The sequence below is a fragment of the Kitasatospora sp. NPDC004799 genome (genome assembly GCF_040609095.1).
In the GTDB taxonomy this organism is placed as follows: domain Bacteria; phylum Actinomycetota; class Actinomycetes; order Streptomycetales; family Streptomycetaceae; genus Kitasatospora.
Genome location: NZ_JBEXJK010000280.1, coordinates 1 through 10,778, shown reverse-complemented (window position 1 = coordinate 10,778; position 10,778 = coordinate 1). Strand labels below are relative to the sequence as shown.

Annotated in this window: 10 protein-coding genes; 3 read left to right on the top strand and 7 right to left on the bottom strand. The window is 73.6% G+C overall.

Annotated features, from left to right (window positions below; genetic code table 11):
* The 3 genes from ABZW03_RS28545 to ABZW03_RS28535 all read right to left on the bottom strand — a co-directional run.
* Nucleotides 1-547, bottom strand: a 547-nt coding sequence (locus ABZW03_RS28545) for a DUF6099 family protein (protein WP_355264242.1), incomplete at its 3' end; no start/stop codon positions are given.
* 167 nt (nucleotides 548-714) lie between these two features.
* A complete protein-coding gene (locus ABZW03_RS28540; protein ID WP_355264248.1) occupies nucleotides 715-1,131 on the bottom strand; it encodes a nucleotide pyrophosphohydrolase in 417 nt (138 codons plus the stop codon).
* A gap of 46 nt (nucleotides 1,132-1,177) precedes the next feature.
* Nucleotides 1,178-3,061: an alpha/beta hydrolase gene (locus tag ABZW03_RS28535; RefSeq protein ID WP_355264239.1), complete on the bottom strand. Its 1,884-nt coding sequence runs from the start codon at nucleotides 3,059-3,061 to the stop codon at nucleotides 1,178-1,180.
* Nucleotides 3,062-3,204: 143 nt separating this feature from the next.
* Between ABZW03_RS28535 and ABZW03_RS28530 the strand changes: the two genes are divergently transcribed.
* The 3 genes from ABZW03_RS28530 to ABZW03_RS28520 all read left to right on the top strand — a co-directional run bounded on the left by ABZW03_RS28530 (nucleotide 3,205) and on the right by ABZW03_RS28520 (nucleotide 7,325).
* Nucleotides 3,205-4,557 (top strand): MFS transporter, encoded by a 1,353-nt coding sequence (locus tag ABZW03_RS28530; protein WP_355264236.1) that lies wholly within the window; start codon nucleotides 3,205-3,207, stop codon nucleotides 4,555-4,557.
* A 59-nt stretch (nucleotides 4,558-4,616) separates the two neighbouring features.
* Complete coding sequence (locus ABZW03_RS28525; protein WP_355264234.1) at nucleotides 4,617-5,567, top strand: SAM-dependent methyltransferase; 951 nt, start codon at nucleotides 4,617-4,619, stop codon at nucleotides 5,565-5,567.
* A gap of 120 nt (nucleotides 5,568-5,687) precedes the next feature.
* Nucleotides 5,688-7,325 carry a metallophosphoesterase family protein gene (locus tag ABZW03_RS28520; RefSeq protein ID WP_355264231.1) on the top strand — a complete coding sequence of 546 codons (1,638 nt, stop codon included), beginning with the start codon at nucleotides 5,688-5,690 and terminating at the stop codon, nucleotides 7,323-7,325.
* A 57-nt stretch (nucleotides 7,326-7,382) separates the two neighbouring features.
* Here the strand turns inward: ABZW03_RS28520 and ABZW03_RS28515 are convergent, their stop codons facing one another.
* The 4 genes from ABZW03_RS28515 to ABZW03_RS28500 form a co-directional block, all read right to left on the bottom strand.
* A complete protein-coding gene (locus tag ABZW03_RS28515; protein ID WP_355264245.1) occupies nucleotides 7,383-8,795 on the bottom strand; it encodes a cytochrome P450 in 1,413 nt (470 codons plus the stop codon).
* 237 nt (nucleotides 8,796-9,032) lie between these two features.
* Nucleotides 9,033-9,653, bottom strand: coding sequence for an ATP/GTP-binding protein (locus ABZW03_RS28510; protein WP_355264228.1), 621 nt, complete (start codon nucleotides 9,651-9,653; stop codon nucleotides 9,033-9,035).
* Nucleotides 9,634-9,996 (bottom strand): DUF742 domain-containing protein, encoded by a 363-nt coding sequence (locus ABZW03_RS28505; RefSeq protein ID WP_355264225.1) that lies wholly within the window; start codon nucleotides 9,994-9,996, stop codon nucleotides 9,634-9,636. Before ABZW03_RS28505 ends, ABZW03_RS28510 begins: the two co-directional genes overlap by 20 nt.
* A 78-nt stretch (nucleotides 9,997-10,074) precedes the next feature.
* Nucleotides 10,075-10,461: a roadblock/LC7 domain-containing protein gene (locus tag ABZW03_RS28500; protein ID WP_355264222.1), complete on the bottom strand. Its 387-nt coding sequence runs from the start codon at nucleotides 10,459-10,461 to the stop codon at nucleotides 10,075-10,077.
* Nucleotides 10,462-10,778 lie beyond the last annotated feature (317 nt).

Sequence of the window (10,778 nt, the reverse complement as noted above, 5' to 3'; positions counted from 1 at the left end):
CCCCCGGCGGGCCGAGCCGGACCACCAGTAACGGCGCCCCGCCACCCGCCGGCTCCCGTTCGCGCGCCGCCCCGCCGAGCGCCGCGGACTCCGCCTCTCCAGCCCGGACCGCCGCCGCGCACAGCCGTACGGTCAGGTCCTTGCACTCCGACACCGCGTCCACGCCGTCGATGCACGTCCAGTAGAGGCTCTCGGTGTCCGCTCCGCAGGCCAGCACCACCAGCGTCTCGCCGACCTCCTGGAGCAGCCCGTCCAGCGCCCCCAGGGCCGGCCCCAAGTCCCCCAGGTCGGTGAGCCGCGCGGCCCGGCCGCCGCTCACCAGGGCGGCCCGGACGACGGAGCGGTCCAGGCAGACCGCCGCGTGCGCCCCGGCCTCGGACAGCTGCTGCCCCAGCCCGGTGAGCTCCTCGTCCTCCGACTCCGCCAGCCTGGCGCCCACCGCCTCGGTGAGCAGCGCGGCCTGCCGCGCCTCGGCCAGCACGTCCGGTACGTGCCGGGCCTCGGCCAGGGCGTGCCGGGCCGTCTTGATCAGTCGCAGCGCCTCCATGGCCACCGCTCCTCCCGCTCGCTGTCGCCGTCGACCCGGGCCGCCCGGGAGGGGCGGCCGAGTGGTGACGGCTGGTCACGGCGAAAGCGTGCGAGGAAGAGCGCGCGTGCGCATCCGGGTTGTCAGAAGCTGTGGAAAAGTCGGGGGTTGTGGATAACTTCTGTCCCTCACAAGGGTTGGTCGTCCACGTCCGAGTTGACGAATGCCGCCTCCTCGGGGGCATCCGCCGCCTCCTCGGGGACATCGGCCGTGTCCTCAGGGGCATCCGCCGTGTCCACCGACACCGGGAAGCGGTGTTCGTTCCGCTCGATCTTGGCCGCCAGCGCCTCCAGCGGATCCACCCCGACGGCCGTGCAGAACTGCAGCAGGTACGCCAGTACGTCCGCAACCTCGTCGCGCACCCGGTGCGCCCGCTCCGGATCGGACATCACCGCGGCCGCCTGCTCGGGCGTCAGCCACTGGAAGATCTCCAGCAGCTCCCCCGCCTCCACGCTCAGCGCCGCCGCCAGGTTCTTCGGGGTGTGGAAGGGTTCCCACCGCCGGGCCGCCGCGAAGTCCACCAGTCGCTGCCGCAAGGCCTCCACGGTGGGCTCCGCCGGCCCCGTCACTCGTTCGCTCACCCCTCCAGGTCTACCGCATCGCGGCCCGCGGCCCCACCACCGGCCGGGGACGCCTCCCCACCGCCCACCGGGAGCGCCTCCCCACCGACCGGAGCCCCCGGCCGGGACCCGGCCGGGACCTCGGCCACCACCGCACCGCCGTCGGGCGCGACGCCGAGCCCACCAGCACCGGCCCCGGCGCCCGCCCCACCCGCCGCCTCCCCGCGCCCGCCCTGGGCCGGCACCCGCGCCGTCTCCGCCCGCAGCACCGTGAACCCCGAGTCCGGATCCCGTCGGCACTCGACCAGCACCACCCCGCCCCCGGCCGCGCCGCCCAGCACCTCCCGCGCCGCCGCAGGAAGGCGTCCACCGAGGCGCGGACGCACTTGCTCGCGCCGTAGCCGGTGTGGCCCTCGCCGTCACGGCTGACCAGGACGGCGTTGCCGAGTTCGGCGGTGAGCTTCTCGGCCCAGGCGTACGGGGTGGCCGGGTCGCCGGTGGAGCCGACGACCACGATCGGGGTGGCGGCGGTGTTCTTGATCGCGTGCGGCTTCTCGGTGGAGCGGGCCGGCCAGGTCCGGCAGTCCGGGTCGAACAGCGCGGACATCGGGTCATGCTTGCTGATCAGCGGGGCCTTGGCGGCGAGCTCGGTCAGCGCGGCCTGCAGCTGCTCGCCGGTCGGGGCGTCGGTGGCGCCGTCGGCGCAGTGGATGGCGGTGTAGGCGTCCGCCGAAGGGCGGTAGTGGCCGTCCTTGTCACGGCCGGTGTAGCTGTCGGCGAAGCCGAGCAGGTTGTCGCCCTTGCCGCGCACCATCGCCCAGCCGATGCCGTTGCGCAGCGCGGGCCAGGCCTTCTCGCCGCCGTAGAGCAGGCCGAGCACGCCGTTCCAGGCCGCCGCCGAGGTCAGGGTGCGGCCCTTCTCGGTCTTGAGTGGCTTGTCCTTGAGCCCGTCGAGGAACGCGGTGAGCTTCTCCGCCGCCTGCTCGGGGTCCTTGCCGAGCGAGCAGTCGTTCTTGGTGACGCAGTCGGCGGCGAAGGCCTTCAGGGCCCGCTCGAAGCCGGCCTGCTGCTCGATGTTGTGCTGGATCAGCGAGGTGGAGGCCGAGGTGGCGCCGTCCAGGACGAGCCGGCCGACCTTGTCCGGGAACTCCTCGGCGTAGAGCGAGCCGAGGTAGGTGCCGTAGGACATGCCGAGGTAGCTGAGCTTCTGGTCGCCGAGGGCGGCGCGCAGCACGTCCATGTCCCGGGCGGTGTTGCGGGTGCTGACGAACGGCAGGACCTGGGCGTACTTGGCCTGGCAGGCGTCGGCGAGCTGCTTGCCGTGGTCGGCGCCGGGCTGGTCGGTGTTCAGCCAGCCGTCCCGGGCCTGGTCGTCGAGGCAGTTGAGCGGGCTGGTGCCGGTGGCGCCGCGCGGGTCGAAGCCGACGATGTCGTAGCGGTCGTGCACCGGGCCGTCGAAGCCCTTGGGGTCGTAGGTGACCGAGCTGACGCCGGAGCCGCCCGGGCCACCGGGGTTGAGCAGCAGCGAGCCGATCCGCTGGTCGGGCTTGGTGGCCGGGTTGCGGACGACCGCGACGTCCAGGGTGCCGGTGGCCGGGGCGGAGTAGTCGAGCGGGACCTTGAGGGCGGCGCACTGGAGCGCCGAGATGTCCTCCTCGTTCTTCGGGTCCTTCGCGCAGGGGCCCCAGGCGAGCTGCTGGCCGTAGAAGGCCTTGAGCGCCGGGTCGGCGGCACCGGTGGGCTTGACCGTCGGCGTCGGCGTCGGGGTGGCGCTCGGTGTCGCGGTGGTGGCGGCCGGGGCGGTCGTGGGCGCGGCGGTGGTGCCGCTCCCGCTGCTGCAGCCGGCCAGCAGGGCGGCGGTGACGGCGGCTGCGACGGCAGCGGGCAGGGCGCGCCGCGGGGTTCGGGTGATCATGGAATGCACGGCACAGAAATATCACCTGCCTGTCACATCGGTCACATGGGATTCCCGGTGCCCTCCGAGTACCGCCCCGTTCGCGGCGTTTCGCCGGGTACGAGGCCTGTCCGCGGCGGTCCGAACGGTGCCATGCTGAGGCCATGACAGAAAGCAGCGCGGTGGCCCCGGTCCGTGAGCGGGCGGAAGTCGGCGGACGGCGGCGCGAGTTGGCCGCGGCGACGGTCGGCTCGGTGGTCGAGTCCTTCGACTGGAGCATCTACGCCGTCCTCGCGCCCTACTTCGCGGCGGACCTCTTCGGGCACGGCAAGCACGGCGTCAGCGGTGTGCTCGGCGCGTACGTCACCTTCGCGGTGGGCTTCGTCGCCCGGCCGGTCGGCTCCTACCTGATCGGGCGGCTCAGCGACACCCGGGGGCGCCGCTTCGCCCTGAGCTTCGGCATGGCGGTGATCGCCGTCGCCAGCCTGGGCATCGCCGCCATCCCGGGCCAGCGCTCCATCGGGGTCTGGGCCGCGGTGCTGGCCGTGCTCGCCCGGGTGGTGCAGGGCCTCGCCTTCGGCGGGGAGGCGCCGAGCGTGGCCGCGTATGTGACCGAGACCGCCCCGCCGCGGCACCGCTTCGCGTTCAGCTCGATCTCCTACGGCGGGATCATCCTCGGCTCGCTGCTCTCCTTCGGCGTGCTCACCCTGCTGATCAACACCATCGGCAAGTCCGGCCTGGAGAACGGCGGTTGGCGCTGGGGCTTCGTGATCGCCGCGCTGCTCGGGCTGGCCGCCGTCTGGGTGCGGCGGTGGGCGCCGGAGAGCGCGGAGTTCCGCCGCGCCCGGGAGCGCGCGCGGCGCACCGCCCGCCCGCCGTTCCTGCGGACGATGCGCGAGCACCGCCGGGCGGCGGTCACTGTCTTCCTCAACACCCTGGGCGGGACGGTCGGTTACTACTTCGCGCTGGCCTACCTGCCGCAGTACGCCGCCGCCTACCACGTGATCAGCAAGGAGGAGGCGGCCTCCTTCATGACCGTGGTGCTCGGCGTGGTGCTGGTGACCATGCTGCTCACCGGCGCCGCTGCCGACCGCTTCGGGCTGCTGCCGGTCGCCCGGCTCGGCTTCGGCCTGCCGATCCCGCTGGTCGGCATCCTGCTCGCCGGGCTGCGCCAGGGCTGGCTGCCGTTCCAGGCCGTCGCCGTGCTGCTGGGGATGCTGGTGGCGACGGTGCTCGGCACGCTCAACGTCTTCACCGGGCTGCTGTTCCCGACCGAGGTGCGGGCGGTCGGCCTCGGCGTCGTCAACGCCTCCACCATCGCCGCGTTCGGCGGCACCTTCCCGCTGCTCGCCGAGTGGCTGAACGGCCGGCACTGGCTGGGCGTCCTGCCGGCGTACGTCACCGTCTGCACGGCCGGCCCGGCGCTCGCGCTGCTGACCGCGATGAAGGTGCCGTCCTTCGCCGCGGCGGTGCGGGGGGCCGAGGGCGCGGTTCAGCGGACACCGGGAACCGCCTGACGGACAGTCATCCGCTGTGGTTGAGTGGTCCGGACCATTGCTGAACGGGGAGGACGGTCATGGGCACCGACGCATCGGATACCGACACACCGGGCACCACCACACCTGGCGTCATGGCGCCGGGCGGCGCGATACCGGACGACTTCGGCTCGGAGGACTGCGAGTTGGCGGTCGACCTCTCGGAGAGCTGGCTGACCGAGGCCGGCTTCGAGGAGCCGCCGCCGGTGGACCTGCGCACCGACCGGGCGCACTCCGCCCGGGTCTACGACTACCTGCTCGGCGGCAAGACCAACTTCCCGGCCGACCGCGAGGTCGGCGACCGCGTCATCGCGGACCTGCCCGGCGTACGGGCGGACGCCACCGCTGCCCGGGCCGTGATGCACCGGATGGTCCGCCGGCTCGCCGCGGTGCACGGCGTCCGCCAGTTCCTGGACGTCGGCACCGGCATCCCCACCGCGCCCAACCTGCACGAGATCGTCCAGGCCGTCGACCCGGCCTGCCGGGTGGTCTACGTCGACAACGACCCGATCGTGCTCGCCCACTCGCGCGCCCTGCTCACCAGCACCCCCGAGGGCCGTACCGCCTACGTCCAGGGCGACCTGCGGGACCCGGAGCGGTTCCTCGCCGACCCGGCGGTGGCCGCCACCCTGGACCTGAACCAGCCCGTCGCCCTGACGCTGATCAACATCGTCCACTTTCTCTCCGACGAGGCGGCGCACCCGCCCGTCCGCAAGCTGCTGGACGCGCTGCCCGTCGGCAGCTTCCTCGCGCTCTCCACCGGGACGGCCGACATCGCGCCGGAGCGCATCGCGAAGGCCGCGCGCCGTTACGCGGAGGCCGGGATCTCGCTCCACTTCCGCTCCCGCGAGGGCGTCGAACGCTTTTTCGCGGGGCTGGAGTTGGACGAACCGGGCGTGGTCCTGATCAACGACTGGCACCCGGAGCCCGCCGGGGCCCCGGCCACGGGCGAGGTCTCGGTCTACGGAGGTGTCGGTCGCAAGGTGCGGTGACCTCGGGCCCGCCGGAGCGACAGGTGCCAGAACGATTGGTCTGCCAAAACGATCGTCTTTACGTGCACATGTCATTAAAGTGACTGTCTGTCGAACCCCCACTCGGCAGTCGGAGTCCTCATGACCATTGCACGCAGGTCCATCCTCAAGGGCACATCGGCGGCCGGCGCCGCCCTGGTGACAGCAGGTTCGGTGGCGGCCGCGCAACCCGCGGCCGCCCAGCCGGCCGACGAGGCGCCACCCACCAGCCCGTTGCTGCAGACCACCCCGCACCGCGCCGGCACGGCCGGAGTGAGCGGACTGCACCTCCAGTTCGGCACCGACGCGGGCACGGAGATGACCGTCTCCTGGATCACCCCGCAGTCCGTGCGCCGCCCCCAGGTCCGGTACGGCTCACCGGACGGCGGCCTCGGCCGGGTCGTCCAGGCCGAGACCCGCACCTACCGCGACTCGATCGACAAGGCCGAGGTGTACGTCCACCACGCGCGGCTCACCGGCCTGCGCCCGGGCACCACGTACCTCTACAGCGCCGGCCACGACGGCTCCGTCCCGGAGACCGGCACCTTCACCACCGCCCCGCGCGGCCGCGCCCCGTTCACCTTCACGAGCTTCGGCGACCAGGCCGCGCCCAACCTCCGCCGCCGGATCACCTTCCCGGACGGCATGCCCTCCCCGCTCGGCAAGTACCCGGTGTTCATGAGCAGCCAGGTCGGCACCGCGGCCTCCGCCGACATCGTGGCCGCCGTCGAACGCGTCGCGCCGCTGTTCAACCTCGTCAACGGCGACCTCTGCTACTCCTCCTACGCCGGCCGCCACGGCCAGAGCCGCACCGCGACCTGGGCCGACTGGTTCATCAGCAACAGCCGGTCCACCCGGCTGCGGCCGTGGATGCCCTGCGTCGGCAACCACGAGAACGAGGGCGGCAACGGCCCGATCGGCGCGACCGGCTACCAGGCCTACTTCACCCTCCCCGACTCCTCGGCCTCCTCCGACGAGGAGACCCGGGGCATGTGGTACGCCTTCACCGTCGGCTCGGTGCGCTTCATCAGCCTCGCCAACGACGACGAGGCCATCCAGAACTCCGGCGACGTCTATCTGCGCGGGTACTCCGGCGGCGCCCAACGGCGCTGGCTGGAGCGGGAGTTGAGGGTGGCGCGGAGCAACCGGTCGATCGACTGGATCGTGGTCTGCATGCACCACCCGATGATCTCCAGCTCGAAGCACGGCTCCGGCAGCGACCTCGGCCTCCGGGAGGCCTGGGGCCCGCTGTTCGACGCCTACGGGGTCGACCTGGTGGTGTGCGGCCACGAGCACTACTACGAGCGCTCCCACCCCGTCCGCGGCACCCTGCCCAACGACGCCCGCACCCCGGTGCCGACCGCGACCCGCACCGACCTGGTCGACACCGGGCGGGGTACCGTCCACATGATCATCGGCGCCGGCGGCAACGCCGCCACCACCCAGGACGACCTGTTCGAGCAGCCCAAGGGCCGGGTGGTCGTCGGGCTGGAGGACCCGAAGCCGGGGGCGCCGTACCGGGAGTCGGTCTGGATCACCGAGGACGCGCCCTGGGCCGCCGTCCAGGACCGCGAACACAGCCACGGCTTCGCGGCCTTCGAGGTCGACCCGGGCGACCGGCGCGGCGGCACCACCACGATGAAGGTCACCTACTACACCTTCGACGGGCCGCACGGGGACCTCACGCCGGTGGACACCTTCACGCTGTACCGGCGCCGGACCGACGGGCGCGAGGGCTGAGCGTCGTGTCCGTCGGCCCTCGCGCCCGTCGGTCCTTTCAGCGCCGGAACAGGCCGTTCAGCGCCGGAACAGGCCGGTGAGCACGTCCCACCAGCCGCGGCGCTGCGCCGGGACCGTCGGGGCCGCCGGCCCGGGCGTCCCGGCGCGCCCGGCGCTCCGGGGTGCCGGGACGGCCCGCGCCGGGTCCGGTCCCGCGCCGGTCTCCGCCTCTGCCTCTGCCTCCGCCTTCGCCTGGTCCGCCTCCGCCTGCTCCGCCTCGGCCACCGAGAGCGGGTCCGGCTCGATGTCGCGGGCGGTGAACTCCACCGGCAGCGCCGTCAGATGGCGGGAGATCCAGGCCGAGCTCCAGCTCAGCTCCTCCTCGGGCACCGCGAGCCGGACGTCCGGCAGCAGGGTGAGCAGGATGTCGATCCCGGCCTCGGCCACGTGCCGCCCGATGTCCTGGCCGGGGCACTCGTGCGGCCCGGCGCCGAAGGACAGGTGGGAGCGGTTGCCGTACAGCGGGGCCGCCAGGTCGGGCCGGACCACCGGGTCGACGTTGCCCGCCGCGAGCCCGAGCAGCAGCAGGTCCCCGGCCTGGATCCGCTGACCGCCCAGCTCGGTGTCGGCGGTCGCCCAGCGGCCGGCCACCAGGGACATCGGCGGGGAGTCCCAGAGCACCTGGTCCAGCGCCTCGCCCAGGGTCATCTGGCCGCCGGAGAGGTGGGCGCGGAAGCGCGGGTCGGTGAGCACCATCTTCAGCGAGTCGGCGATCAGGTTGACGGTGGTCTCGTTCGCGGCCAGCAGCACCACCCGCAGGTGCTCCATCACCTCGTCCTCGGTCAGCCCGGCCGGGTGCGCCAGCAGACGGCTGGTCAGGTCGTCGCCGGGGCTCTCGCGCTTGATGGCGATGGTCCGGCGCAGACCGGCGACCACGTACTCGTTGCTGGCGATCGCCGTCTCGGTGCCCTTCATCAGGTCCCGGGCGGCGGTCACCAGCTGCGGACCGTACTCGTCCGGCATGCCGAGCAGCTTGGTCATCACCAGCATCGGCAGGTGCTCGGCGAACTGGGAGATCAGCTCGGCCCGGCCGGTCGGCCCGACCACCTGGACCAGGTCGGTGGTGAAGCGGCGGACGTGGCGGCGGATGCCGCGCCGGTCGAAGCCGTTCAGGCCGTCCAGCAGCGCGCCGCGCAGCCGGCGGTGCTCGTCGCCGTCCGCGAACACGCAGATCGGCTGCCAGGCGACCACCGGCAGCAGCGGGGAGTCCGCCGGGACCTCGTTGTTGCGGAAGGCGGTCCACAGCCGCGAGTCCCGGGAGAACAGCGAGGGGGTGCGCATCACGGCGATGTTGGCGCCGTGGCCGAGCACCAGCCAGGCCCGGTGGTCGCCGTGCAGCAGCACCGGGGCCACCTCGCCGTACTCGGCGCGCAGCTTCTCGTACAGGCCCGTCGGGTCGGTCTCGGCCTCCGGCCCGTACAGCCGACGCAGGCCGCCGGGGCCGGTGGGCGCGACGGCGGCGCTCGGGGTGACGGTGCCGCTCGGGGCGACGGTGCCGGCGCCCGCGTGGGCCGGGCAGCCGGGCGGCGGGGCGGTGGTCGGTGCGGGGCCCGGCACGGGGGCGGGGCCTGCGGGTTCGGGGAGGGGGGTGGTCACGGGGTCTCCGGTCGCGGGTGGGTTCGGTGACGGGCGTCGGGCTTCGGGCGTGCGGGCCCACAGGCCGTCGGTTCAGCCGGTGGCGGGCGGGGCGGCCAGCTCGTAGAGGTAGTGCATCAGGGTCATCAGGGTGTCCCGGCTGGACTCCCGGCTGCGCGCGTCGCACGCGACGATCGGCACCTCGGGCGGCAGGTCCAGCGCGCTGCGCAGCTCGTCGAGCGGGACGGACGGCGCCTCCGGGAAGCCGTTGACGGCCACCACGAACGGCACGCCGCGCTCCTCCAGCCGCCCGATCACCTCGAAGCTGACCTCCAGCCGGCGGGTGTCCACCAGCACCACCGCCCCCAGGGCGCCCTCGAACAGGCCGTTCCAGAGGAACCAGAACCGCTCCTGGCCCGGGGTGCCGAAGACGTACAGCACGAGCCGGTCGCTGATGCTGATCCGGCCGAAGTCCATGGCGACGGTGGTGGAGGTCTTCTGCTCGACCCCGGTCGGGTCGTCCACCCCGACCCCGGCCTGGGTCATGGTCTCCTCGGTGGTCAGCGGGCGGATCTCGCTGACCGCGCTGACCAGCGTCGTCTTGCCGACGCCGAAGCCGCCGACCACCACCACCTTGACCGCCGTGGTCACGGTGTCCGGCAGCAGGTCCGCGCCGGTCGGCCCGACCACCGTGTCAGAGCCGTTGAAGTCCATGGATCACCGCCTCCAGCAGGGCACGGTCGGGGAGTTCCGCCGCGGGCACGGCGGCGCTGCGGGCCTCGATCAGCCCGTCGTCGAGCAGGTCCGCCAGCAGGACGGTGACCACGCTGACGGGCAGCTCCAGGTAGGCGGAGACCTCCGCGACCGAGAGCGGGGAGCGGCACAGCCGCAGGATCGCGGCGTGCTCCGGCTGGTGGGCGGGGGTCGGCTCGTCGAGGGAGACGATCAGGGTGACCAGGTCGAAGACCCCCGGCCCGGAGGGGCCGCTGCGGCCCCGGGTGATGACGTACAGCCGGTCGGGCTCGGGGCCGTCCCAGCCGCCCTGCTCGGCCGTCATGCCACCGCCTCACTGTGCTCGTTCACGGGCCCGTCCCGCCGCTGGGGTCCGGTGCGGCGGGCCGGGCCGGAGGCCGGCTCACACGACCACCTCGGGGTTGCGCGGCGGCGTGGACAGGTGCTCGCCGATCCGGGCGACCAGGTCGCGCATCTGGTGGCTGACCAGCCCGGCGTCCACGCCCTCGTCGGCGAGCACCGCGAGGTAGGCGCGGTCACCGGCGGCCATCAGGTAGAAGTAGCCGCCGTCCACCTCGATCACCACCAGCCGCATCGAGCCGTCGCCGTGCGGGAACTCGTGGCCGATCGCGCCGGCCAGGCTCTGCAGCCCGGCGCAGGCGGCGGCGAGGCGGTCGGCGGTGTCCGGGTCGGTGCCGTACTGGGCGATCCGCAGGCCGTCGGCGGACAGCACGATGACGTGGCGCACGCACGGGACGCTGTGCGCGAGGTCGTTGAGGATCCAGTCCATGTTGCTGCGGTGCGGAATCACTGCTCGCCCTTCCCTGCCGTCTCTTCACTGGTGTGTGCGGCGCTGGTGTGTCCGGCACTCGCCTGTCCGTCGGCGCCCGTGGCGCGGCCGGTGTCCGTGCTGCGCCTGCCGTCCGTGCCGTGTCCGTTGTCGGTGCCGCGCGCGGTGTCCGTGCCGTGTCCGTTGTCGGTGGCGCGGCCGGGCCCTCCCGGCCCGGTCGGCCCCGGTCCACCTTGCCGTGCGCGATCAGGAACACCTCCTCGATCGGCGCCCCCTCCCGCACCAGCACGTCGCCCGGCACGAAGTCCCGCTGCACG

Coding starts and splice junctions, on each gene's coding strand:
- ABZW03_RS28535 (WP_355264239.1), bottom strand. CDS start 3,061: ATGATCACCCGAACCCCGCGGCGCGCCCTGCCCGCTGCCGTCGCAGCC.
- ABZW03_RS28530 (WP_355264236.1), top strand. CDS start 3,205: ATGACAGAAAGCAGCGCGGTGGCCCCGGTCCGTGAGCGGGCGGAAGTC.
- ABZW03_RS28525 (WP_355264234.1), top strand. CDS start 4,617: ATGGGCACCGACGCATCGGATACCGACACACCGGGCACCACCACACCT.
- ABZW03_RS28520 (WP_355264231.1), top strand. CDS start 5,688: ATGACCATTGCACGCAGGTCCATCCTCAAGGGCACATCGGCGGCCGGC.
- ABZW03_RS28510 (WP_355264228.1), bottom strand. CDS start 9,653: ATGGACTTCAACGGCTCTGACACGGTGGTCGGGCCGACCGGCGCGGAC.
- ABZW03_RS28505 (WP_355264225.1), bottom strand. CDS start 9,996: ATGACGGCCGAGCAGGGCGGCTGGGACGGCCCCGAGCCCGACCGGCTG.
- ABZW03_RS28500 (WP_355264222.1), bottom strand. CDS start 10,461: ATGGACTGGATCCTCAACGACCTCGCGCACAGCGTCCCGTGCGTGCGC.